Annotated in this window: 23 protein-coding genes, 5 tRNA genes and 1 other RNA gene; 8 read left to right on the top strand and 21 right to left on the bottom strand. The window is 68.0% G+C overall.

Translation table 11 applies throughout. The features are described 5' to 3' along the window. Window positions 1-26 precede the first annotated feature (26 nt). On the top strand, window positions 27-1,163 hold the full coding sequence (locus IE075_RS01155; RefSeq protein ID WP_189452496.1) for a saccharopine dehydrogenase family protein: 1,137 nt from the start codon (window positions 27-29) through the stop codon (window positions 1,161-1,163). Here the strand turns inward: IE075_RS01155 and IE075_RS01150 are convergent. The 9 genes from IE075_RS01150 to dnaX form a co-directional block, all read right to left on the bottom strand. Beyond that, complete coding sequence (locus IE075_RS01150) at window positions 1,153-1,566, bottom strand: thiol-disulfide oxidoreductase DCC family protein (RefSeq protein WP_189452494.1); 414 nt, start codon at window positions 1,564-1,566, stop codon at window positions 1,153-1,155. The genes IE075_RS01155 and IE075_RS01150 overlap by 11 nt on opposite strands. Then, window positions 1,553-2,092 carry a DUF4166 domain-containing protein gene (locus tag IE075_RS01145; protein WP_189452492.1) on the bottom strand — a complete coding sequence of 180 codons (540 nt, stop codon included), beginning with the start codon at window positions 2,090-2,092 and terminating at the stop codon, window positions 1,553-1,555. Before IE075_RS01145 ends, IE075_RS01150 begins: the two co-directional genes overlap by 14 nt. Further along, the gene (locus IE075_RS01140; RefSeq protein WP_189452490.1) at window positions 2,089-3,351 is read right to left on the bottom strand and encodes an FAD-dependent oxidoreductase; all 1,263 of its coding nucleotides are present in this window, start codon (window positions 3,349-3,351) and stop codon (window positions 2,089-2,091) included. The genes IE075_RS01145 and IE075_RS01140 overlap by 4 nt, the downstream gene beginning before the upstream one ends. Window positions 3,352-3,496: 145 nt before the next feature. After that, complete coding sequence (locus IE075_RS01135; RefSeq protein WP_189452488.1) at window positions 3,497-4,375, bottom strand: carbon-nitrogen hydrolase family protein; 879 nt, start codon at window positions 4,373-4,375, stop codon at window positions 3,497-3,499. Then, on the bottom strand, window positions 4,372-4,977 hold the full coding sequence (locus tag IE075_RS01130) for a GNAT family N-acetyltransferase (RefSeq protein ID WP_425489327.1): 606 nt from the start codon (window positions 4,975-4,977) through the stop codon (window positions 4,372-4,374). Before IE075_RS01130 ends, IE075_RS01135 begins: the two co-directional genes overlap by 4 nt. Beyond that, window positions 4,974-5,399 carry a ketosteroid isomerase-related protein gene (locus IE075_RS01125; RefSeq protein ID WP_425489326.1) on the bottom strand — a complete coding sequence of 142 codons (426 nt, stop codon included), beginning with the start codon at window positions 5,397-5,399 and terminating at the stop codon, window positions 4,974-4,976. Before IE075_RS01125 ends, IE075_RS01130 begins: the two co-directional genes overlap by 4 nt. 255 nt (window positions 5,400-5,654) lie before the next feature. Next, window positions 5,655-6,251 (bottom strand): recombination mediator RecR, encoded by a 597-nt coding sequence (recR, locus tag IE075_RS01120; protein ID WP_189452484.1) that lies wholly within the window; start codon window positions 6,249-6,251, stop codon window positions 5,655-5,657. 170 nt (window positions 6,252-6,421) lie between these two features. After that, window positions 6,422-6,742: a YbaB/EbfC family nucleoid-associated protein gene (locus IE075_RS01115; protein ID WP_189452482.1), complete on the bottom strand. Its 321-nt coding sequence runs from the start codon at window positions 6,740-6,742 to the stop codon at window positions 6,422-6,424. Between the two features lie 6 nt (window positions 6,743-6,748). Continuing rightward, window positions 6,749-8,587, bottom strand: a complete 1,839-nt coding sequence (gene dnaX / locus IE075_RS01110) for a DNA polymerase III subunit gamma/tau (RefSeq protein WP_189452480.1) — start codon at window positions 8,585-8,587, stop codon at window positions 6,749-6,751. A gap of 191 nt (window positions 8,588-8,778) precedes the next feature. Between dnaX and IE075_RS01105 the strand changes: the two genes are divergently transcribed. Together IE075_RS01105 and ffs are read left to right on the top strand one after the other, a co-directional pair. Next, window positions 8,779-8,871: transfer RNA gene (locus tag IE075_RS01105), tRNA-Ser, on the top strand. Window positions 8,872-8,976: 105 nt separating this feature from the next. Next, window positions 8,977-9,073, top strand: an RNA gene (gene ffs / locus IE075_RS01100) — signal recognition particle sRNA small type. A gap of 81 nt (window positions 9,074-9,154) precedes the next feature. Here ffs and IE075_RS01095 read toward each other — a convergent pair. Both IE075_RS01095 and IE075_RS01090 read right to left on the bottom strand, forming a co-directional pair. Next, window positions 9,155-9,910, bottom strand: coding sequence for an MBL fold metallo-hydrolase (locus IE075_RS01095; protein ID WP_189452478.1), 756 nt, complete (start codon window positions 9,908-9,910; stop codon window positions 9,155-9,157). After that, on the bottom strand, window positions 9,910-10,659 hold the full coding sequence (locus IE075_RS01090; protein ID WP_189452476.1) for a 3-deoxy-D-manno-octulosonic acid kinase: 750 nt from the start codon (window positions 10,657-10,659) through the stop codon (window positions 9,910-9,912). The genes IE075_RS01095 and IE075_RS01090 overlap by 1 nt, the downstream gene beginning before the upstream one ends. A 22-nt stretch (window positions 10,660-10,681) precedes the next feature. Between IE075_RS01090 and IE075_RS01085 the strand changes: the two genes are divergently transcribed. After that, the gene (locus tag IE075_RS01085; protein WP_229792253.1) at window positions 10,682-11,749 is read left to right on the top strand and encodes a glycosyltransferase family 9 protein; all 1,068 of its coding nucleotides are present in this window, start codon (window positions 10,682-10,684) and stop codon (window positions 11,747-11,749) included. 95 nt (window positions 11,750-11,844) lie between these two features. Here the strand turns inward: IE075_RS01085 and IE075_RS01080 are convergent, their stop codons facing one another. Then, entirely contained in the window at window positions 11,845-12,252 is a 408-nt protein-coding gene (locus IE075_RS01080; RefSeq protein WP_189452474.1) for a DUF6165 family protein, read from the bottom strand. A gap of 123 nt (window positions 12,253-12,375) precedes the next feature. On the opposite strand from IE075_RS01080, the gene IE075_RS01075 reads away from it, so the two are divergent. Together IE075_RS01075 and IE075_RS01070 are read left to right on the top strand one after the other, a co-directional pair. Beyond that, window positions 12,376-12,466, top strand: a tRNA-Ser gene (locus tag IE075_RS01075). Between the two features lie 254 nt (window positions 12,467-12,720). Continuing rightward, window positions 12,721-13,425 carry a PP2C family protein-serine/threonine phosphatase gene (locus IE075_RS01070; RefSeq protein WP_189452472.1) on the top strand — a complete coding sequence of 235 codons (705 nt, stop codon included), beginning with the start codon at window positions 12,721-12,723 and terminating at the stop codon, window positions 13,423-13,425. Window positions 13,426-13,507: 82 nt separating this feature from the next. On the opposite strand, the gene dnaQ is transcribed toward IE075_RS01070, so the two are convergent. The 3 genes from dnaQ to IE075_RS01055 all read right to left on the bottom strand — a co-directional run bounded on the left by dnaQ (window position 13,508) and on the right by IE075_RS01055 (window position 15,518). Beyond that, the gene (gene dnaQ, locus IE075_RS01065; protein ID WP_189452470.1) at window positions 13,508-14,260 is read right to left on the bottom strand and encodes a DNA polymerase III subunit epsilon; all 753 of its coding nucleotides are present in this window, start codon (window positions 14,258-14,260) and stop codon (window positions 13,508-13,510) included. A gap of 45 nt (window positions 14,261-14,305) precedes the next feature. Further along, on the bottom strand, window positions 14,306-14,782 hold the full coding sequence (gene rnhA, locus IE075_RS01060) for a ribonuclease HI (RefSeq protein ID WP_189452468.1): 477 nt from the start codon (window positions 14,780-14,782) through the stop codon (window positions 14,306-14,308). Window positions 14,783-14,846: 64 nt separating this feature from the next. Beyond that, window positions 14,847-15,518, bottom strand: coding sequence for a class I SAM-dependent methyltransferase (locus IE075_RS01055; RefSeq protein ID WP_229792252.1), 672 nt, complete (start codon window positions 15,516-15,518; stop codon window positions 14,847-14,849). Between the two features lie 75 nt (window positions 15,519-15,593). On the opposite strand from IE075_RS01055, the gene gloB reads away from it, so the two are divergent. Continuing rightward, entirely contained in the window at window positions 15,594-16,358 is a 765-nt protein-coding gene (gloB, locus tag IE075_RS01050; RefSeq protein WP_189452464.1) for a hydroxyacylglutathione hydrolase, read from the top strand. A 324-nt stretch (window positions 16,359-16,682) separates the two neighbouring features. Beyond that, window positions 16,683-17,477, top strand: coding sequence for an enoyl-ACP reductase FabI (locus tag IE075_RS01045; RefSeq protein WP_189452462.1), 795 nt, complete (start codon window positions 16,683-16,685; stop codon window positions 17,475-17,477). A gap of 82 nt (window positions 17,478-17,559) precedes the next feature. Here the strand turns inward: IE075_RS01045 and IE075_RS01040 are convergent, their stop codons facing one another. From IE075_RS01040 to lon, 6 genes are all read right to left on the bottom strand, one after another. After that, window positions 17,560-19,536 carry a SurA N-terminal domain-containing protein gene (locus IE075_RS01040; protein WP_189452460.1) on the bottom strand — a complete coding sequence of 659 codons (1,977 nt, stop codon included), beginning with the start codon at window positions 19,534-19,536 and terminating at the stop codon, window positions 17,560-17,562. Window positions 19,537-19,726: 190 nt separating this feature from the next. Further along, window positions 19,727-19,803, bottom strand: a tRNA-Asp gene (locus IE075_RS01035). 87 nt (window positions 19,804-19,890) lie between these two features. Continuing rightward, window positions 19,891-19,967, bottom strand: a tRNA-Asp gene (locus tag IE075_RS01030). Between the two features lie 103 nt (window positions 19,968-20,070). Continuing rightward, window positions 20,071-20,145, bottom strand: a tRNA-Val gene (locus IE075_RS01025). A 37-nt stretch (window positions 20,146-20,182) separates the two neighbouring features. Then, entirely contained in the window at window positions 20,183-20,455 is a 273-nt protein-coding gene (locus tag IE075_RS01020; RefSeq protein ID WP_189452458.1) for an HU family DNA-binding protein, read from the bottom strand. A 200-nt stretch (window positions 20,456-20,655) separates the two neighbouring features. Then, window positions 20,656-23,103 (bottom strand): endopeptidase La, encoded by a 2,448-nt coding sequence (lon, locus tag IE075_RS01015; RefSeq protein ID WP_189452456.1) that lies wholly within the window; start codon window positions 23,101-23,103, stop codon window positions 20,656-20,658. Window positions 23,104-23,229: the final 126 nt, after the last annotated feature.

Here is a 23,229-nt window from a genome sequence, read left to right as displayed (position 1 = left end):
GCAGGCGCAGGCGCTAGCATCACCGGATGCCCTGCTTCCGCATCCTCATCATCGGCGCGTACGGACAGTTCGGCCGGCGAATCGCCGAGGCGCTTTCGTTCGAGCCGCGTGCCGAGCTGATCCTCGCGGGCCGATCGCTCGCAAAGGCCGCCGCGCTGCTCGACGAGCTCGTCGCGCTCGGGGCGCGCGCGGCGATGTCCGCCGCGCAGATCGATGTCGAAGCCCCCGCGCTTCACGACCGACTGCGTGCGCTCGAGGCGGATCTCGTGATCCACACCGCGGGCCCGTTCCAGCAGCGCGATTACCGCGTGGCCGAGGCGGCGCTCGCCTGCAACGCGCACTACATCGACCTCGCGGACGGGCGTGCGTTCGTGGCCGGCATCACGCGATTGGATGAGGAGGCACGAACGCGCGGCCGCTGGGTCATTTCCGGAGCGAGCAGCGTGCCCGGCCTGTCGGCCGCGGTGGTGGCTGCCCACGCGCCGCGCTTCGCGACGCTCGAGTCCGTGGAGTCGGCGATCAGCCCCGGCAACCGCACCGCGCGAGGCCTCGCCACGACCCAGGCCATCCTCGGCTACGTCGGGCGCCCGCACCGGGCGCTCATCGACGGGCGGTGGCGCAGCGTGCACGGCTGGCAGTCGCTGCGTCGCATACGCGTGCCCGGTCTGCCTTCGCGTTGGCTCGCACGTTGCGATGTGCCGGATCTCGACGTGCTGCCGGCACGGTATCCGACACTGCGCCACTGCGATTTCCGGGCCGGCCTCGAACTCCGGCGCATGCATTTGGGCCTGTGGCTCGCGAGCTGGGCCGTGCGCGGCCGCCTCGCGCCCGGACTCGAGCGCTGGGCGCAACCGCTGTTGCGAATCAGCGAATGGTGGCTGCACGCCGGCAGCGACACCGGATTGATGACCGTCGACATGCGGGGCATCGGTCGAGACGGGACGCCGCTGCAGTTGCAATGGTCGATCGTGGCCGAACAAGGCAGCGGGCCTCGCATCCCCGCGACGGCGGCCGTCGTGCTCGCCCGCAAGCTGATGCGCGGCAACCTCCCCGGCGCAGGCGCCCGGCCGTGCCTCGATCTGTTCACGCTACCCGAGTTTCTCGACGCGCTTTCGGACTCGCCGATCTGGACCGAGACGCGGGAGCTCGCGCTCAGTCGATAAAACGCGACGACTCGTCGGGCGTGGGCAGGCGGCATTGCGAACGCCGCCCGAACAGGCGATATCGGTGACGCGCGACGAACCGGTACACACGGTCAGCGACCGCGCTCGGAACTGCGCCGATCAGACCGTCTACCACGCGCCAGCCGCCACCGAGGCCTGCGAACACGCGGCGGATGGCACGCGCATCGGTCCACGCGCCGTCCCGGTCGACAAGCAGGAATGAGGCGGGATCATCCGCGTCGAGCCCGTGGCGCAGCATCAGCTCGCGCCCGGCCGCGGACTGCATCGACGCGAAGCGAAAACTCCGTCCACGGTCGTGACGCAACAGGAAGTCCACCCAGCGGTTGCACAGGCCGCAGACGCCGTCGAAGACGATGACGGCCTCATCCTCACGCATCGACATGCAGCCACCCCCGGTAGTGGACGAGCAGGCCCGCGAGCGGCAGCGCCGCACACACGTCGAAGCGATAACGCCCGTCCACTTCGGACTCCTTTGCTGAGACGCCGCGGAACAGCCCCACGGGCAGCGGCGCGCCGAGGGCCCGGGCGCCGGCAACACGCCAGATCAGCGCGTCGTTCTCGACATCGAGTTCGAACTCGAACGTCACCAGCCCCAGCCGCTCACACAGTCGGTCGCGCGTGGCCCACATCCGCGAGCGCATGACGTGCGGCCCCACGCAGCGGGCCCACGTCTCCCCCTGCGGTGAGGACTCGATATCGACATGCACGGGGCCGCGCCCGCCCGGCGGCAAGCGCGTCGCCCAAGCGCATGCTCGCGCAAGCCAGTGCCGACCGCGCTCGACGTCGATCTCCCCGTGGTATCGCCGCTTGCCCGTGTGCAGGTGCAGGCGCTGCACGGCGGGCGGCAGCCGCGCGAAGCGGGCCCCAAGCAACCGCGGAAACAGGGCCGGGCCGGCGGATGCGCTCATCCGGCCTCCACCGCACACGCGGCAGCACTGACCCCGGCGCGGCTCTCGAGCGAGTCTAGGAAGCCCGCTGGCAGCGTCACCCGGCCCAACCAACCCTGCTGCGTGCCGGTGAGCACCCGGAGCATCTGGCTGCGCCCGCCCGGCATGCGCGACATCGGATGGAACGTGAGATCGCGCAGCCGTGCCCATCCGTCACGCTCGGACTGGAACAGCGGCGTAAGCCAGCGGCTCCAGAAGTGATAGATGCCCACGTGAGCGCAGCGGGCGCGCTGGTAGGCCTGCAGTGCCACGCCGACGCTCGGCGCGGTGCGCAGCGCATCGCGCAGCGCCTGTGCATCGAGCAAGGCCATGTTGACGCCCTGCCCGAGCTGCGGGCTCATTGAGTGCGCGGCATCGCCGAGCAGCACGGCGCAGCCCCGGTGCCAGGTCGCGTGCGTGGTGTCGCGATACCGCGCCTGTGCCAATCCTGCCGGCACCGGCGTGGTGGCCAGTCGCTGGACCGCGTCAGGCCATACCGCCGCAACCTCGGCACGCCACGCGGCTTCGTCCTGGCCCGCCGCAGCCAACTCGGCCACGGGCAGGCTCCAGAAAAAGCTCAGTCGCGACACCGAATCGTCGGGGCGCGTCCCGACCGGCAGCATGCCGATCATGCGCCGGGCGCCGATGTAGCGCTGTTCGAGCACATCGGCCGCCGGCCAGTCGCCGGCGGGCACCAGGCACCATTGCGCGCCCCACGGGTAGGGTCGGTCCAATTTGGCCGGCGCGACCTTGCCGCGCAGCCCCGACGCCGCGCCGTCCGCGACGACGACCAGGTCGAACCCCTCGTGCCGGCGACCCTCGCCGTCGGTCAGGTCGCCGCGTTCGACGTCGATATCGACGATGCGGGTTCCGCAATGCAGCATCCGCTGCTCGGTCCACGCCGCGTCGAGCACGCCGAACAGGGCCCCGCGCTGGACGCCGAGACCGAACAGGCGCGCATCGAGCTCGGCGTAGCGCATGTCCATCACGGGGCGGCCGGTGGTCGTCTCCCCGTAGAGGCGCGCCACGCGCGCGCCGTAGCCGAGCACGGTGTCGAGCAGGCCGAGCTCCCACAGCACCGCTTGCCCCACCGGTTGAAGCAGAAACCCCGCACCCACCGGGCCCAGCGCTTCAGCGCGTTCGAACACCTCCACCGAATGCCCGTCGCGCGAGAGAAACAGCGCGGCCGCCTGTCCTCCGGTGCCATACCCGACCACCGCAATCCGCAAGCGCCTGTCCATGCCGTCCCGTGCTCCCCTGCACTGCGTAGGCGAATTCTAGGCCGGCCGGCAGGCCGCCGCGCGCACGCTCGAGTGCGCACCCGTGGGTTGCGTCGGGCGTCGCATGCAACGCGTCCCCGGTCCGGAAAACCCGCAGGCGCCTGCGTCAGTCCACCAGCCTCGCCCGCCGGAGCGACGGCAGCTCTTGCCCCGGCCAGTCGCGGTCGTTCGCCACCTGCGCCGTCGCGCGGCTCGCGTCGAGGGCAGCGAAGTCGAGATCTGCAATTGCCCACGCCTCACCGCCGCGCGTCATCGCGAGCACGCCGTCGGCGGGCAGGCCGCGGTCCATCGGTGCGTAAACGGCGGCCTCGCCCGTGTTCACGTCCAGCGCAGGGCTCCACTCGGCGAGACCCGCGGTCACCGACTGGGCCACGAACAGGCGGTTCTCGAGCGCACGCGCGAGGCAGCCCACGCGCACGCGGGTGGCGCCTGCCTCGGTGTCGGTGCAGCTCGGCACCAGGAGCAGGCGCGCCCCGGCTTCGCACTGCGCGCGCACCGGCAGCGGAAATTCTGCGTCGTAACAGATGGCGATGCCGGCACGCACGCCGCCGGCAGCGAACACCGTGAGCGCATCACCGCCCTCGATCACGCCGAGCTGCTTCTCGAACGCGGTGAGCTGCAGCTTGTCCTGGAAGCCGCGGCGGCCATCGGGCGTGAACCACCACGCGCGGTTGCGATAGCGGCCGTTGCCGACGTCGGTGAGAAACGTGCCCGGCTGCAGCACGAGCCCCGTCTCGCGTGCGAGGTCCGCGTACAGCGCCTGCCATGCGTCGGTGAGCGGCTGCAAGGCCGCGAGGGACGCGATGAGATCGGCGCGCACGGCCGGCGCCTGCGTCGCGGACAACTCGAGCGCGAGGTACTCCGGCAGCACCGCGCATGTCGCGCCGGCGCGGCGTGCCTCGCCAAGCAGACCGCGCTGCTTGTTCGCGAACGCGTCGAAATCGGCTGGCGCGTCGATGCGGTACTTCGCGACGGCAATTCTCACGATCCACCCTCCAACGGGCGAAGCCAGAACGTCAGCGGCTTCTCGCTTTCACGGGACTCGCCGACTTCTTTCCACGCCAGTCGCATCGTCATGTCCGGCTGGCGCTCGTACCCGCGCGCATGCCAGAACGCCTCGTTGCTGTGGTGCCCGGCGGGACGACGCGGATCGCGTGCATCGCGGTCAACCGACGCGAACGCGGTCCAGCGAAACCCGCCCAGCGCCCGCGCGTGCGCTTCGCGCGCATCGAAGAAGCGGTGCCCGATGCCTCGGCCGCGATACTCAGAAAGCAGCACTGATTCGCCGCAGTAAAAGACGTGGTCGACCGGAGTGCCTCGGGCCTCGAACGGTGCCCGGAACTCGGCGTCCTCGTCCGCAAGCGGCAACCCCGTCGATGCCCCCACAACGTGCTCGCCGTCGAGGGCGAGCACGAGCACGCTGTCGGGCGTCCGCGCGTACGCGGCCAGATACGCCGCTTCGTATGCCGTGTCACCGTCGTATAGATACGGCCAGTCACGAAACACCGCGATGCGCAGCCGCGCGACGTCGGGAAGGTGCGGCGCCATCTCGGCACCGCGCAGCACGCGGGTGTGCAACGTGCTCACGACGCGCGCGTGACCTGCTCGATCCAGTCGCCGAGGTTGTAATAGTTCGTGACGCGCGCGATGCGGCCGTCACGCAGTTCGAAGAACGCACCGCCCGGCAGCACGTAGCGCTGGCCCGTCGCGGCCGGCAGACCCTCGTCGTTGGCGAGGTAGGTGCCGTGCACCACGTACTCCGCGGCTGCGCGTGCGCCGTCAGCGCTCGTCATCACGACGATGTCGCGCAGCTGCTCGGAATAGCATCGATCCATGCGCGCCATGAACGTGCGGAACGCGTCGCGGCCGGTTTCGCGTGCGCCCTGATTGAGATCGTGAACGACGTCGTCCGTCAGCAGCGCGAGCATCGCGTCGCGATCGCCACGGTTGAACGCGTCGTAATAGCCGTGCACGGTTTCAACACCGCTCATCGCTCGTCTCCGGATCACGAGGGCACACGATAACGCTCAGGGCGCGGGCAGGAGATGGGATTCGACGAGACAGGGTGGGCTGTGCAGGGATTGCCGGATTCTGCGGCGCCCTAGCCGCGGTGGGCGATACGCACGGACGGCGTGATCGCGGATTCGAGCCGTCCGCAGTGGATTCAGCGCGCTCGGCAGAACCTGCAGGCACGACTTCCGTCTGCTGCGTCGTGGTTCATCGCTGGAAGCGACGCGCGCACGCGATGCCGCGATGGGTCGCGCTCAGGACTGCACTTCGGTACGCGAGCCAAACGCGTGCGACAACGTCCCACGGTCGACATATTCGAGCTCGCCGCCCAGCGGTACGCCGTGCGCGAGACGGCTCGGACGCACGCGGTGCTGCCGCGCCAGTTGCGCCAGGTAGTGCGCGGTCGCTTCGCCCTCGACCGTGGGGTTCGTCGCGATGATGAGCTCCTGCACCTCACCCTCCGCCAGGCGGGCCGCGAGCCTGTCGAGGCCGAGCTCCCGAGGGCCGATGCCATCGAGCGGGCTGAGCCGCCCTTGCAGTACGAAATACAGGCCGCGGTAGCCGGTCGCCTGCTCGATCGCGAGCCGGTCGGCCGGCGATTCGACCGCGCACAGCTGATGCGCATCCCGCGATGCGCTCGCGCACACCGGGCACACCGGCGTCTCGCTGAAGTCGCGGCAGCGTTCGCAATGCCCGATCCGCTCGATCGCGGAGGCAAGCGTATCGGCGAGCCGCTGACCGCCGCCACGTTCGCGCTCGAGCACGTGGTACGCCATGCGCTGGGCGGACTTTTGCCCCACGCCAGGCAACACGCGGAACGCATCGATCAGTTGTTCGAGCAGTTGGGACATGGCGAGCCGTGGGTGTTGCGTGGGCGCTGGAGGACGGTCAGCCGTCTATATGCGGCCGGCACACGTGCGATTCCAGCGCGTGCCGCGCGTCCGCGTCGCGCGGACAGCGCGGCGCGAACGAACCTCACCGCGTGCTGTCCACGACGCTGACTTCGCGCGATCGCCTCAGGTCAGAACGGCAGCTTCATGCCAGGCGGAATCGGCATGCCGGCCGTCGCGGCGGCCATCTTCGCCTGCGACTCCGTATTGGCCTTGTTGACCGCGTCGTTGAACGCCGCGGCAATGAGGTCTTCGGCCATCTCCGGGTCACTCAGCACGCTCGGGTCGATGCGCACCTTGCGGCACTCCATGCGACCGGTCAGCGTCACGGCGACCATGCCGCCGCCGGCGTTACCGGTGACTTCGATCTTGCCGAGATCTTCCTGCGCACGCTGCAGGTTTTCCTGCATCTTCTGCGCCTGCTGCATCAGTTGGGCGATGTTTCCACGCATGGTCGTTCACTCATCGAAAGGACGGATGGAATCGGGCACGAGCCGGGCGCCGCGCTGCTGGATCAGGCGCTGCACATCGGCGTCGTTCGTAAATGCATGCTCGGCCGCGGTCTGGCGCTCGTCGCGCACGCGGCGATTCCGCTCGCTGACGGACTCACCTACAAGCTCGGCCGTCTCGAACCGGATATCCGGCGCCGTGCCCAGGGAGGGGGCGAGCGCCTCAGCGACCAGGCGGACGAGCACAGGCCCCTGCAGATGCTCGTCGTCGGGGGCCAGCGACAGGCGCAGCACGCCGCCTTCGTAGGACACGAAGCCCGCGTGCTCGGCGAGCAGGCGCGCCGGCCCGCGCAGTTCGCTGCCGGCGACGAGCGCGTGCCAGTCTGCGGCATCCGCAAGGCGTGCATCGCGGGACGGCGTCGCCACGGTGGCGGTTTCGCGCGGCGCGGAACGAGCCGCCGCCGGAGGTGCCGCAGGCCGCACCTCGGCCTTGGGCGCAGTTGTTTGGGGTGCCGGCGCCCAAGGCGCGTCATGAGCCGTGTCGACCGGAACGGGGCGTTCCCTCGCCACTGCTGCGGGAACACCGACCGCGGCCGACATCGCCGGCCCGGTCTCGTCGCGGAGCAACGCCGCAGCCGCTGCGCGCGGTTCGAACGGGTTCTCGCGCGGACCGCTGCGCGCAGGCGCAGCCGCGGGCGGAGTCCGCCCGGATGCCGGCGCGCGGGTCGCGCCCGCGTCTCGCGGTCCTGGCGCACTGCCCGCTTCGCCGTCCGATGGGCGGAACGCGAGCATGCGCAGCAGCGTCATCTCAAACCCGGCGCGCGGACTGGGCGCATACGGCAGGTCGCGTCGACCGCCGAGCGACATCTGGTACCACAGCTGCACGAGTTCGGGCCGCACCGCTTCGGCGAGCGCGTCGACGTCGACGCCGTCGGCTTCGACGGCCGCGTCCGGCACCAACTGGCGCACCTGCACGCGGTGCAGGGCGTCGGCGATTGCGTCGAGCACGCTGCTCCAATCGGGGGAGAACTCCGCGAGCTCAGCGATCTCGGCCATGAGTCCGGCACCATCGGCGGCAGCCAGGGCGCCAAGCACCGCGCCCACCCGCGTGCGGTCGACACTGCCGAGCATCGCGGCAACCGATGCGTCCTCGAGCCGGCCGCCTGTGTAGGCAATCGCCTGGTCGAGCAGCGAAAGGCCGTCGCGCAGGCTGCCGTCCGCCGCCTTCGCGAGCTGCCGGATCGCGCCGGGCTCCGTCGCAATCGCCTCAGCCTCCAGGATGCGCGTCATCTGACCGCCGATCTGCGCCTCGTCCAGCCGCTTGAGGTTGAACTGCAGGCAGCGCGACAGCACGGTCACCGGCAGCTTCTGAGGATCGGTCGTCGCGAGCAGAAACTTCACATGGCCCGGCGGCTCCTCGAGCGTCTTTAGCAGCGCGTTGAACGCCGCTTTCGACAGCATGTGCACCTCGTCGATGAGGTAGACCTTGGTGCGGCCCCGCGACGGCATGTACTGCGCGTTCTCAATGACTTCGCGCACGTCGTCGACGCCGGTGTTGCTCGCGGCGTCGATTTCCAGCAGGTCGAGGAAGCGGCCGGCGTCGATGTCCTTGCACGAGTTGCACTCGCCGCACGGGTCGGCCGACGTGCCCTGCTCGCAGTTGAGCGACTTCGCGAAGATGCGCGCGATCGTGGTCTTGCCAACGCCGCGGGTGCCCGTAAACAGGAACGCGTGGTGCACGCGGCCGGTGTCGAGCGCGTTCGTCAGCGCCCGCACGACATGCTCCTGCCCGACCAGTTCGGCGAAGCGCTTCGGGCGCCACTTACGGGCGAGGACGAGGTAGGACATCGGGCGGAGCAGCTCCTGCAGCGGCCGGCGGTGGAGGCCGGCGGACGGTCGCGGCCGGCGTCGGCGCAATGGCGGCATTGTGCCACGCCCACCCTGACCGCCCGCGCCGCCTTGTCCACAGGGGGCGCCGGAGCTAGACTCTGCGGCCCCGTCGGCCGGACGTTGGCAGCCGGGGATGCAGTACCAGGTGCGGAGAGGTGTCCGAGTGGTTGAAGGAGCACGCCTGGAAAGTGTGTAAGCGTCTAAACCGCGCTTCGGGGGTTCGAATCCCCCTCTCTCCGCCAATATGTTCGTGACGATGTATCAAGCCCGCGGCGCTCCGCGAGCTGTTCCAGATGTGTACCGGCGGGTGTAGCAGCCGGTCGTGGTTGCAAGTCTCCGTGGTGGCCCCGTCGGCCCCTCGCGACGCTAGGTCGAAAACTCCGCCAGGGCCGGAAGGCAGCAACGGTATTGACTGATGCGGGCGCCGAGGTCAGCCGGCGGGGCCATCGCCATTTTTGACTTTGGCTTCCTGCGGTCGCGACTCGAGACGCGATCGGCGCGTCATTACTGCTTCCCCGAACGGACTCAATCCGCCGGCATGCCCGCGTGCGGCGGCGCCAGCGGCGTGACGTCACCAGGCCGCGCGACGCGATGGCCGCGTGCTTCCAACGCATCGGCGTCCTCCGCCGAGGCGTGGTGGTACAGCACGCAGCGCCCAAGCAGCGCAGGTGCATATTCGCGCTCGAGGTCGTCGATACCGCTGTGCGAGGGATTGCCGCGCAAAGCGCAGTCGTGCGCGATTACCTCGCCATCGCGCGCATGTTGCGCCAGCTGCTCCGGGATTGGTCGCGTGTCGCCGGTCCAGACCAGGCTCTGCGGCAGGCGCAGGCCGTACGCCGTATCCGGCCAGTGGTGCCGGACCGGGAACACCTCGACCCGCACGCCGTCGTGCCAGAACGCGTCGCCGACCGGCACCAGTTGGAACGCGTCCCAGAAGTTCGCCCCGCCCTCGGCAAGCACATTCGGGTAGTCCGCGACGCGCGCGTGCAACAGCGGCACGAGCTTGGCCGGCACATACAACCGCGTGCGGCCGAGCCGGGCCGCGTCGAAGAACGTTGCGATGAACAATCGCTCGAAGCCGCCGACGTGGTCGAAGTGCACGTGAGTGACGAACCACGCGCGCGGCGGCTCGCCGTACTGCGCGAGGCAGGACGTGAGCCCTTCACTGCCGCAGTCGATCGTCAGCCAGGGCGAACCGTCGCGCTCGATCGTCGCCATCGCCGAGCCGAGCTCGACTGCGCCCGCGCCGCCGGTGCCATGCCACCGCAAAGCCCAGGTCATCAGTAGCCGCGCTCCCAGGCTTGCTCGTATGCGCCACGCAGCCGTTTCCAATGCACGGCGACCTCTTCGAGCGAGCGCTCGCCGCGCACCTTTCGCAACGAACGTTCGAGGCGACGCAAATTGCTTTCACGCCAGCGAGTCTCGGGGATACGCAGCCGCGCGCGGTCGAGGTCGATGACCCAGCCACGGCCCGCCGGGTCGAACAGCAGGTTGTGCGCGTTGAGATCGGCGTGATCGAGCCCCGCCCGATGGCAGCGCGCTATCAGACGGCCGGCCTCTTCCCAAGGCGCGCCGTCGCTGGCTACCGCAGAGCGGTCGGCCAGCGTGCGCACGTTCTCAAGGCGTTCGAGCAAGATGGCCGCGGTGTAGAACACGCCTTCGCGGCGGTAGAACGCGGCGATCGGTCGCGGCACCGGCACGCCCTTCAGCGCCGCCTCGCGCGTGACGCGGAACTCCGCGAAACTGCGCGTGCGGCTCCCTCCGTGCCACCAGTAGCGCTCGCGGCTGAGCTTCGATGCAAGCCCGCCGCGCAGGTAGCGCCGCAGCAGCATCGCGCCGAATGGCGTGTCGACGTACCACGCGCCGCCGCGTCCACCGCTTTCGACCGGGCGTGCATGCTCACCCCAGTGCGTCGGCGAGAACCATACGGGCGTCGGTTGCCGCACGCGTGTCACGTCGAACAGAATCGAACCGTATCCGCTCTCATCGCGGAACGGCGTCAGTCCTTCGGCGGCGTCATACCCCGTCATCGCCCCGAGTCTAGCAACTGCCGTGCCGACTTCTCCGACCACACCGCTTTCCTCGATCTGTCTGCTGCGTCTGTCCGCGCTCGGCGACGTCACCCATGTGGTGCCGCTGGTGCGCACGTTGCGCGAGGGGTTGCCGCATGCCGCGCTGCACTGGGTGATCGGAAAAGGCGAGCGCCGTCTGCTCGAAGGCCTCGAGGGCGTGACCTTCCACGAGTACGACAAGCGCAGTGGATGGGCCGGCATGCGCACGCTGCGGCGCGGGTTTGACGGCATGCGCTTTGATGGGCTGCTCCAGATGCAGGTTGCCGCACGCGCGAACCTGCTCTCTGCGTTCATTCCCGCGCGCCGCCGTGTCGGCTACGACCGCTCGCGCTCGAAAGACTTGCACGGGCTGTTCGTCAACGAGCGCATCCCGGACCGGCCGGGCATCCACGTGCTGGACGCAATCGGCAGCTTCTGCGAGCCGCTCGGACTGCGACAGACACGCGTGCAGTGGGACCTGCCGGTGCCCGATGACGCGCGCGAGTGGGCGCGGGCGCAGTGGCCGGTCGACGACACGCCCACGCTGGTGATCTCGCCGTGCTCGAGCCACGTGCTGCGCAACTGGCGCGCCGAGCGCTACGCCGCCGTCGCAAACCATGCCGCCGCGCGCGGCTGGCGCGTCGTGCTCTGCGGCGGACGCAGCGAACTCGAACGCGCGACCGGCGATGCGATCCTCGCCGTGCTCGATTCACCGGCGCTTGATCTCATCGGCAAGGACACGCTCAAGCAGCTGCCCGCGTTGCTCGAACGCGCGGATCTCGTCATGACGCCGGACTCGGGCCCGATGCACATCGCGAACGCGATGGGCGCGAAAGTGCTCGGACTGCATGCCGCGAGCAACCCCGCACGCAGCGGCCCCTACAGCGACCGGCGCTACTGCGTGGACCGGTACGACGACGCGGCGCGCCGCTTTCGCGACAAGCCTGCCTCCGCGCTGCCGTGGGGGACCAAGATCGAGCACGAAGGGGTCATGGACCTCGTAACGGTCGACGAAGCGATCGCGGCCTTCGAGCGCTTTGTGGCGGATCGATCACGACACGGGGCGTGATCGCAGGCCTCAGCGGCACTTACTGAGCGCCGGACGCCGGGAGCACCCAGCGAGCCCCTCGTCGCGGCACCCACGACGCCCTGCGCAGGTCGCGGTTACGGCGCGGCCCCGGTGCGGTAGTCCTGATACGACTTCTCTTCGATGTAGGCCGAGCCGAGCGCAACGTTGATCTCGCGCTTGATCCGCGCGCGCTCGTCATTCTCGAAGTACACGCTGCGCGCGAGGCGGATGAACTCGGCGTCGAACGCCTGCGCCCGTTCCTTAATTCGGATGTCGTCCTCAATCACCCACAGGCGCTCGTTGACTTCTTTGAGCTCGGCGCGCAAACGCACGATGTCGTGCCCAGCGGCGGGATGCGCCATCCAGGTCTTCTCGAGCGCGGACAGTTCGTTGCGCACGTTCGCCAGCTTCGCTTCGTCCTGGATGCGCTCGGACTTGATCTGCAGGATCGCGATCTTGTCGAGCAGTTCGCCGAATGACACGGGGACAAGGATCTCGGACATGGGCAGACCACCGGAAATGGGGGCGGCAGTGTAGCGCCGCGGTCGATACGCCCGAAGCCGGCTTGTCCCGCCCCGGCACGCCACGTATCATGAGCGGCCCGTCGGCTCCGGCCGGCGGCCACCGGAGAGGTGGCAGAGTGGTTGAATGTACCTGACTCGAAATCAGGCGTGCGTTTATAGCGCACCGGGGGTTCGAATCCCCCCCTCTCCGCCAGACATGAGAAAGGGCAGCGCACGCGCTGCCCTTTTTCTTTGCGCCGTTTTTGAGCGGCGCCGGTCGTGGCCGCTCGGTCTACGGAAATCCGCGTTTACGCGTCCTGCGAACTGCGCGTTTCGCGTAACCCCGCGTACGGATGACCTCGCCGCGCTTGCCCGGCAGTGCGCGACACGGTTGCCTCGCGGCCGCCCGGCCGTGATGATCGCGTTATGCACGAGGTACAAGCGGATATCCGCCGGCATGATCGACCCATGATCGAATTCGGACACCTGACGCATGTCGGCTTGAGGCGTGACCTCAACGAGGACACGTACTACGGCGACAGCGAGCTGGGGCTGTGGCTCGTCGCCGACGGCATGGGCGGGCACGAGTACGGCGAAGTGGCCAGTGCACTCGCACGTGACACGATCGTGCGCGAAATCCGTGCGGGCACCTCGCTCGTTCAGGCGATCCGCATCGCCGACGAAGAAATCATCCGCACCTCGCGCCGGCGCAACGACGCACTGCCGATGGGCACGACCGTCGTTGCCGCGCGCGTGAACGGCGCGCGTTTCGAGGTCGCCTGGGTCGGCGACAGCCGCGTGTATCTGTGGCGGGACGGCCAACTCGCGCAGCTCTCGCAGGATCACAGCTACGTGCAGGAGCTGATCGCCACCGGTGCGATCACGCACGAGCAGGCGCGCAGCCATCCGCACCGCAACGTGGTCACGCAGGCGCTGGGCGTGACTGACCCGCGCAACCTCAACGTCGAAAGCATGACGGGCGAGCTGCGCGCGGGCATGCAGTTGCTGCTGTGCAGCGACGGGTTGACGGAAGAGGTCGACGACGCGCAGATCGCGCGCGTGCTAGGCCAGCACGACTGCAGCGCCCAGGAATGCGTCGACTCGTTGGTCGCCGCGGCGCTCGACGGCGGCGGCTCGGACAACATCACCGCGGTACTCGTCCGGCGCCACTGAGACCCGGTCGGACGCGAACGAGCGTCCTTACCGAGGAGCATGCGTCATGCGAACGCGGGCGCTGGAAAGGCCCCCCGCGGACTCAGACCGCTTCAAGCACTGTAGACAGCGCGGCCGCGTCCGCCGGCTGCTCCTCCCACGCGTCCCACACCGCGCGGCCGGCTTTCTTGCGCAGCTTCTCGAGACGCGCGTCATGCGCGGCCTGTTCTTCGGGCGCGACCTGCACTCGCGGCCGCGCCGCCGCCGGGGTCGCCATGAACGCAGCCGCAGCAGCCGCAGCCTCGCTCTTGCCGTCGTCAGCAAAGCCCAGGTCGCCCTGCCCCGACGTGAGGCCGATGTAGACCTCGGCGAGCAGCTGCGCGTCGAGCAGCGCGCCGTGCAGCTGGCGATGCGTGTTGTCGACGCCGAGCCGCTTGCACAACGCGTCGAGCGAGTTTCGCTGGCCGGGGAAGCGCTTGCGTGCGATCGCGAGCGAGTCCTCGATCGCACACCGGTCCGCAAGCCGTCCGTACTGCGGCCCAAGCAGGCGCAGTTCGTTGTCGAGGAAACCGACGTCGAACGCCGCGTTGTGGATGACGAGTTCGGCGCCGTCGATGAACGCGAGGAATTCATCGACGACCTGCTCGAAGCGCGGCTTGTCGGCCAGGAACTCGAGCGTAAGACCCGTGACCTCCTGCGCCCCGGCCTCAAACTCGCGGCCCGGGTTGAGGTAGACGTGGTACGTCCGTCCGCTCGGCCGGCGCTTAATGAACTCCACGCAGCCGATTTCCACGACGCGGTTGCCGCGTTCCCAACTCAGGCCGGTGGTTTCGGTGTCGAGAATGATCTGGCGCATGCAGGTTCGATGAGAAGCGGAAGGAAACGCGACCGCACGGTCCCGCTATAGCACCGTCGCGGCGCCGGATCTGAGACGCTGCGCCTGCAGGCTCGCAAGCCTGTCGACGCGTTCATTGCCCGGATCGCCCGAGTGGCCCTTCACCCAGCGCCAGTCGATGCGATGGCGCTGCGTCGCAGCGTGCAGCCGCTCCCACAGGTCGCGGTTCTTGACGGGGTCGCCGCCCGCCGTTTTCCAACCGCGTCGCACCCAGTTGCGCATCCACTCGGTGATGCCTTGGCGGACGTACTGCGAGTCGGTGTGGAGCGTGACCTCGCACGGCTCGCTGAGCGTCTCGAGCGCCATGATCGCGGCCATCAACTCCATGCGATTGTTGGTCGTCGGGGCTTCTCCGCCCGAGAGCTCACGCTCCTGCTCGCGGTACTGGAGCAACGCGCCCCAGCCGCCGGGGCCGGGGTTACCGAGGCAGGCGCCGTCGGTGTAAATCACGACGGGCTTGAGTGCAGAGGTGGTCGACGTCATCGGCGCATTATCACGACCGTGAGTCGCACGCGGGTCGTGGACGACAGGGCCGATCGCGTGCGACTCAGCGCCCGCGGCTCATCGTCGAACCGATCTGCAGACGCAGCCCGCGCAGCGGCGCAGGCGGTATCGCGGCAAGCGTGCGCTTGCTCACCGTCAGTGCAACGCCCGCCCGCAGGCGGTCGACGGCGCCCACGCCGACGTCGCCGTGCGCACTGCGCCACCGCGGCCCCAGCCATTGCAGGCTCAACGAGTCGATCGCAAATCCGGCCCGCTGCAGGCGCCGCTGCCAGCGGCCCGGATCGTGCGCACGCAAGCCCGACCGCAGCCAGCGTGCACGGTACGGGCTCCAAGGGTTGAGAACGGCGAGCCAGAGCACGCCGCTGGGGTCGAGCACGCGCGCACACTCGTCCAGCAGCGCGTCTCCGGGGAGTGCGTCGTCGAGCACGTGCTGCACGAGCACGACACCGAGGCTTTCGCTTGCAATCGGCAGCGGCAGCGCGCAGCGCACGTCGCCCGCGTAACCGCCCTCGTCGCGACGCAGCAGGAGGCCGCGGCGGCGCTCCGAGTCGGGTGGCGTCGCGCCGGGCACGCCCAACCAGAGCCATCCGGGTGCAGACGCCGGATTCTGCCCGAGCACGCGCGCCATGGCCGCCTGCTCGACCGCAAGCAAACCCTGCCCGGGCGCGCTGGCGTACCAGTCGAGAGCAGGTTCGAATTGACGCGTCGATCGCACGCGGGGCATGGTCGCCTGCAGCGGTCCGGGAACGGGCCGACCGATTCTGCGGCAATCCCAGAAGGAGCGACACCCGTGCGCCTGACCGCCCTTCCCGCCTTCGACGACAACTTGGTGTGGTGCCTGATCGACGACACCGGCCGCGCGATCGTCGTCGATCCGGGCGATGCAACGCCGGTGCTCGATGCCGCACGGGACGGCCTCGTGCCGAGCGCGGTGCTGCTGACCCACCACCACCACGACCACATCGGCGGCGTGCCGGCCCTGCTGGACCGCTGGCCGGAGCTTCCCGTGTTCGCTCCGGATGATGTTCGCATCGAGCACGCGACACAACGCGTCGGCGACGCCGCGCGCATCGAGGCGGGAGGCGTGCGCTTCGACGTGATGTTCGTGCCCGGTCATACGCGCTCGCATGTTGCCTTCGTCGGCGCGGGCAGCCTGTTCTGTGGCGATACGCTCTTCAGCCTCGGCTGCGGGCGACTGTTCGAAGGCACCGCTGCGCAAATGCATGCGTCGCTCGCGCGACTCGCCGCCCTCGACGATGCGACCCGCGTGTGTTGCGGCCACGAGTACACCGAGTCGAACGCGGCATTTGCGCTGGCGGTTGAACCCGACAACCCGGCGCTGCACGCCCGCGCTGCCGAGGTCCGAATGCTCCGTGCTCAAGGGCGGCTGACGCTGCCGAGCACGATCGCCAGCGAGCGCGCGTGCAACCCGTTCCTGCGCTGCGACGCCGCCGCGGTCCGCGACAGGATTGCAACGCGCTTAGGCCATGCACCTTCCGATGACGTCGAAACGTTCGCTGAGTTACGCCGCTGGAAGGACGGGTTTCGCAGTTGAGCGGCGCGAATACGTCTGTCTAGCCGGCGACAGGCGCGGCTAGTGACGAGCAGTCGCATCGATCGTCGTTGCAGTCACGGTCGAGCATTTGCTGTGTCGATGGCCGTCCGAACCTGGTGTTCGACCGCGGCCGTACACAACACATTGCGACAGGATCGAAGTGCGCCGCGCGCACCAAGTCGACCACAGCGCACGCCTGCGGCGGCCGACTTCGCATGAGCCCTCGCCGCCCATACCTCGCCGCAGGTAGCCCGGCCGAAACCCGCAGGGCACACTAGCCGCCTTTCGGGCGCCCACGCGCCCCTGTCCAACGAGGGAGCACACATGGGTTTTCTTCAAGGCAAGCGCGCGCTGATCACGGGCGTGGCCAGCCAGCGCTCGATCGCAAGCGGCATCGCCGAGGCCATGCACCGCGAAGGCGCAGAGTTGGCTTTCACGTATCAGAACGACAAGCTCAAGTCGCGCGTCGAATCCGCGGCCGCCGAGCTCGGCAGCGACATCGTGATTCCACTCGACGTCGCCGATGACGCGCAGATCGAGGCGTGTTTTGCGCAGCTCGGCGAGCGCTGGGGCGATGGCTTCGACATCCTGGTGCACGCGATTGCCTATGCACCGCGCGAGGCGATCGAGGGCGAGTTTCTCGACGGGCTCACGCGCGAGAACTTCCACATCGCGCATGACATCTCGGCTTACTCGCTCGCGGCGCTTGCGAAGGCGGCGCGCCCGATGATGCAGGGGCGCAATGGCTCGATCCTCACGTTGAGCTACCTCGGCGCCGAGCGCGCCCTGCAGAACTACAACGTGATGGGCGTTGCGAAGGCGAGCCTCGAGGCCACGGTGCGCTACCTCGCGCTCAACCTCGGCGCGGAGGGCACGCGCGTCAATGCGATCTCGGCGGGCCCGATCAAGACGCTCGCTGCGGCCGGTATCTCGAACTTCCGCAAAATGCTGCATCACTTCGAGACCTATGCCCCGCTGCGCCGGAGCGTGTCGATCGAAGACGTTGGCAACGTGGCCGCATTCCTGTGCTCGGATCTCGCATCCGGCGTCACTGGTGAGGTCACTTACGTCGACGCGGGGTACAACATCCTCGGCATGACCGGAATCGGCGACGAGTAACGCGAACGGCTAGGCCCGGAACGCAAAAAAGCCCGGCTTTCGCCGGGCTTTTTCATTGCCTCTCTCGGGTCGCCGCAGACCGTCAGAAGTTCGTTTCGACCACGTCGATGCGATAGCGCTGACGCAGCGCGCGCACGAGCGCCTGCACATCGCTCGCGCCCTGCAACGCCTGCAGCTGCTGCTGCAGTGTGGCGCGCTGGGTCGGGTCGAGCGTCGCGACGTCGCCGGGCATTACCGCGTCGACGGTGAAGAGCACGACGGAACCGTCCGGCAGCACCTCAGTGCCCGGCGTCACCGTCCCCGCCGCCGGCGCTGCAGCGCTGAAAACCGCTTCGGAAACACCCGGCGCGCCCAGCGGTGCGCCGCGTGGCAGCTCGGGAATTTGCGTCGGCTCGGCCGCGCCGTTCGCCTGCGCAATGGACGCGAGCGACGCGCCGCCCTGCACTTGCTTGACGAGCGCCCGGGCGCGCGCTTCCGCGGCCTTTCGGGTGCGATCCATGCGAACGGCCTCTTCGACACGCTCACGCACTTGAGCGAGCGGCAGCGTGCGCTCGGGCGAATGCGACGTCACGCGGATCAGCACGCTGCGGTTCGGGCCGATCTCGATCGGGTCGCTCACGGTCCCGTCCTGGATCAGCGCTTCCGAGAACGCGGCGCGCTTCACGGCGGGGTTCGCAAGAATCCCCGTCGACTCGTCCCGACTGACGGGGCCCAGCGTCTGCACCGGCAGCTTGAGTTCGCGTGCCGCCGGGACCAGCGACGACGGGTTCTTGTACACGAGGTCGACCAGGCGACCGCTCAAGTCGTTGAACGCGCGCTCGCGATCGGATTCGGCCTGCTCACGCGCCAACGCACTGCGGGCCTGTTCGAACGACTCCTGTGCGCCTGCCTGCAGATCGCGCAGCTGGATCACGTGCCAGCCGAAATCAGTCCGGACCGGCCCGGCAATTTCACCCGACTTCATCGAAAACAGCGCGTCTTCGAACGGGCCGACCATCAGCCCGCGGGTGACCCAACCGAGGTCGCCACCACCGGCCTTCGAACCTTCGTCATCGGTGTTCGCACGCGCGAGCGCCGCGAAGTCCGCGCCCGGAGCCCGGGCCTGCGCAGCCAACGCCTCGGCCTTCTTGCGAGCGGCTTCGACCGCGGCTGCATCCGCGCCCTCTGGCACCCGCACCAGGATGTGCGAGGCGAGGCGCTGCTCGGCGGCAACGTAGCGGTTCTTCTCCTGCTCATAGCGACGACGCAGCGCTTCGTCGTCGACGGCGGTCACGGGCAGCGTCGAGCCGTCGAGCTCGACGTACTCCAGCGTTACTTGCTGCGGCGCGCGATAGTCCTTCGCGTTCGCGGCGTACCACTTCTGGATTTCGGCGTCGCTGACCGGCGCGGCGTCGGGCGTCGCGGGGGGAAGGCTCATCAGGGTGACGGACCGCCGCTCACCGAGCAGCCGGATCATGCGCTCGATCTCAGACGGCGTCGTAAACGCACTGTCGTTGAGGTTGCTGGCAAGGAACGTCTGCAGCACACCCTCGCGCACGAGCTGCTCGAACTGTCGGGGTGTCTGCGGGGGAGACTGCGACGCGAGCGCGAGCTGGTACCGCTCGGGACTGAAGCGACCGTCCACCTGGAATGCCGGAATGCTCTGGATCTCGCGACGCACTAGGGCGTCGTCGACCGCTACACCACTCTCGCGCGCTGCAATCGCCTGCACGCGCTCATCGATCATCTGCTCCAGAACAGCGCGCTTGTTCTCGGCGGTTTCAAATGCCCGCGCATCGAACGCCTCGCCCTGCTCCTGTCGCGCGCGCTGCCGCGCGTTTTCCAGGCGCGTGCGGAACTCTTGCGTGGTGATGCGCTCGTGCTCCCACAGCGTTGAGACCGGCCACCACGCCGGTGCACCGCGCCACCACGAAGGAGGAACGTCGATCTCTGCGACATGCACATCGCCGCGCTGCACCAGGTAGTCCTGCAACCCAACCAGAGCAAACGGAATGATGAGCAGGCCGATGATCACGGTGGCGATCCAGCCGGAGGTCTTCTCGCGGAGTGTCTGCAGCATGTCCGGTACGCGTCGAGGCGAAGCCGGGCAGTTTAACGCGGTTGCGACAGGGACGCGTTTTCCCCGCCGATCGCTCGAGCGTCCGCGACCGAACACCTTCGATTGAGCAGGCTCGGGCACTAAGCCGCGACGTGGGCAACGGCGCACGACCCAAAAAAAAAGGCACCGTTTCCGGTGCCTTTTGAATCAATGGCGGAGTGGACGGGACTCGAACCCGCGACCTCCGGCGTGACAGGCCAGCATTCTAACCGACTGAACTACCACTCCGCGCTGAAACCACATGGCGTGCCTGCAAACTGCACAACCCTCAACCTTAGAAAAACAAGGGCGCCCGAGAGCGCCCTTGGCTACAACTGGCGGAGTGGACGGGACTCGAACCCGCGACCTCCGGCGTGACAGGCCAGCATTCTAACCGACTGAACTACCACTCCGCACTTTGAACCTGCTCCTCACCGATCGCTTCGAACCTGTGCGGCGCCAAGCGCCTGCTCGATTCGTCTTACCGCGGTCGCGTGCTTCGGGACATCACCCAGCTGGTGGGTGCTGAGGGTTTCGAACCCCCGACCCTCTCCGTGTAAAGGAGACGCTCTACCGCTGAGCTAAGCACCCGGCCTGTACCGCGCCAAAGCGCTGGTGGGCGAGCCGATTAATTTACAGCATCCTTGAGCGCCTTGCCAGCCTTGAACGCCGGATTCTTCGACGCGGCGATCTTGATCGTGTCGCCGGTCTTCGGGTTGCGACCCTGACGCTCGGCGCGCTTACGAACTTCAAACGTGCCGAAGCCGACCAGCGTGACCGCGTCGCCCTTCTTCAGCGCCGTCGTAATCACGTTGATCACACCGTCGACGGCACGCGTCGCATCGGCCTTCGACAGCTCGGCGGCGTCAGCGACGGCCGTGATGAATTCACCCTTGTTCATTCGAATTGGACTCCCTGTGCGGACTCGGCCGCGGTGTTCTGGTAACCGGACCAGCCTGCGCACTGCAGGCCCCCCCGATCGGCTCTCCGTATGCAGTTGTTAAGACTTCATACGGACGAGCCGTTATACCAGCGCCCCACAGGGGTCGCAAGCTGAAAGCCAGTATTGACGCGGCTTCCAGCGTTTTTTGCAGCGCTCGATCAGTGCTTGACGTCCACCATCTCGACCGCGCTGTCGCCCTCTACGACCTTGACCTCTGAGGTATCGACCGCGGGCACCCCACCCTGAGCCGGCGCAGCGGCGAGCGGCTTTTCGAGCGCAATGTCGAGCACCTGATCGATCCACTTCGCAGTGAGGATTTCCAGACCGTCCGTGACGTTCTTTGGAATGTCCGCAAGGTCCTTCTTGTTCTCTTCCGGAATGATCACCGTGCGGATGCCGCCGCGGAGGGCCGCGAGCAGCTTCTCCTTGAGCCCGCCGATCGGAAGCACGCGACCGCGCAACGTGATCTCGCCGGTCATTGCCACGTCGGAGCGCACGGGGTTCTTGGTCAGCATCGACACCAGCGCAGTGGTGATCGCAATGCCGGCGCTGGGGCCGTCCTTCGGAGTCGCGCCTTCCGGTACGTGCACGTGAATGTCGTGCTTCTGGAGGAAGTCCAGGTCGATGCCGAGCCGCTCCGTGCGTGCCCGCACGACCGACAGCGCGGCCGATGCCGATTCCTTCATGACGTCGCCGAGCTGGCCGGTCAGCATCAAAGCGCCCTTGCCCGGCACGAGCGTGGATTCGATCTGCAGCAGATCGCCGCCAACTTCCGTCCAGGCGAGACCCGTTACCAGGCCAATCTCGTTCTGCTCCTCCGCGCGACCGAAGTCGAAACGCTGCACGCCGAGGTACTTCTCAAGGTTGTCGGCACCGATCCGGATCGTAAGGTCCTCGCCCTTCGGGCGCGGGCCGGCAAGCGCGATTTCACGCACGGCCTTGCGGCAAAGCTTGGCGACCTCTCGCTCGAGATTGCGCACGCCCGATTCGCGCGTGTAGTAACGAACGATGCCGCGAATTGCTTCCTCTTCGATATTGACTTCGTCATCGCGCAGGCCGTTCGCCTTCATCTGCTTCGGCAGCAGGTAGCGCATCGCAATGTTGAGCTTTTCTTCCTCGGTGTACCCGGGGATCCGGATGACTTCCATTCGGTCGAGCAGCGGACCGGGGATGTAGAGCGAGTTCGAAGTCGCAACGAACATGACGTCCGACAGGTCGAGATCGACCTCAAGGTAGTGATCGTTGAACGTCGAGTTCTGCTCGGGGTCCAGCACCTCGAGCAACGCCGCCGACGGGTCGCCGCGGAAATCGTTCGCCATCTTGTCGATTTCGTCGAGCAAGAAAAGCGGGTTGCGGCTGCCGGTCTTGTTGAGGTTTTGCACGATGCGGCCCGGCATGGAGCCGACGTACGTGCGGCGATGGCCCCGGATCTCGGCCTCGTCGCGCACGCCGCCAAGGCTCATGCGCACGAACTTGCGGTTCGTCGCCTTGGCGATCGACTGCGCCAATGACGTCTTGCCCACGCCCGGTGGGCCCACGAGACAGAGGATCGGACCGCGAAGCTTGTTCACGCGCGCCTGCACCGCGAGGTACTCGAGAATTCGTTCCTTGACCTTGTCGAGCCCGAAGTGATCGGCGTCCAGCACGTCCTCGGCCGCCTTGAGGTCCTTGCGCACCTTCGTGCGCTTCTTCCACGGCACGCCAAGCAGCCACTCAAGGTAGTTGCGTACGACCGCGGCCTCGGCCGACATCGACGACATCTGCTTGAGCTTGTTGAGCTCCGAGCGGGCCTTGGTCTCGACCGGCTTGGGCATGCCCGCGTCAGCGATCTTCCGCGCCAGATCCTCAAGCTCGTTGGCGGTCTCGTCGGTTTCGCCGAGCTCCTTTTGGATCGCCTTCATCTGCTCGTTGAGGTAGTACTCGCGCTGGCTCTTCTCCATCTGCGACTTCACGCGGCCGCGGATGCGCTTTTCGAGCATCTGCACGTCGAGCTCGCCATCGACCAGGCCGATGAGCTGCTCAAGGCGCACACCGATCGCGTGCGTTTCCAGCAGCTTCTGCTTATCGGTCAGGCGAACACCGAGGTGGGCTGCGATGGTGTCGGCGAGCCGGCCGGGCTCATCGATGCCCGACAGCGTCTGCATGAGCTCCGGCGGCAACTTGCGATTGGCCTTCACGTACTGCTCGAACACGCCCATCAACGAGCGCACGATCGCTTCCATCTCGCGCTCGTCGCGGTCGAGCACGGGCGGCGCGACGTAGGCGCGGCCTGCCAGGGCGCCGTCCCGCTCGAGAACGCGTTCGACCTTCACGCGGTCGACGCCCTCGACCAGCACCTTGATCGTGCCGTCGGGCAGCTTGAGCAGCTGGAGCACATGGGCGAGCGTGCCGACGTTGTAGAGGTCGCCGGCGCCCGGGTCGTCGGTTTCGGCCGACTTCTGTGCGACGAGCAGGATGCGCTTGTCGCCGTCCATGGCGAGGTCGAGCGCGCGAATCGACTTGTCCCGGCCGACAAAAAGCGGAATCACCATGTGTGGAAACACGACGACATCGCGTAGCGGCAGAACCGGAAGGTCGAAGGTGTCGCGCGTGACGGGATCGGTCATGGGAATGCTCCGAATGGAGTGATATCCGACAAGATGCACCGGGTATCGAGAAAAAAACGTGGAGAGGGGCGGGTTTTACGAGATATTGCGTCCGATCTAACCGTTCTAAGCGTTATGCGGCCGACA

The sequence above is a fragment of the Cognatilysobacter bugurensis genome (genome assembly GCF_014652095.1).
Lineage (GTDB): Bacteria > Pseudomonadota > Gammaproteobacteria > Xanthomonadales > Xanthomonadaceae > Cognatilysobacter > Cognatilysobacter bugurensis.
The sequence above is the reverse complement of the archived record's forward strand: the minus strand, read 5'-3'. Positions and strand labels throughout refer to the sequence as shown.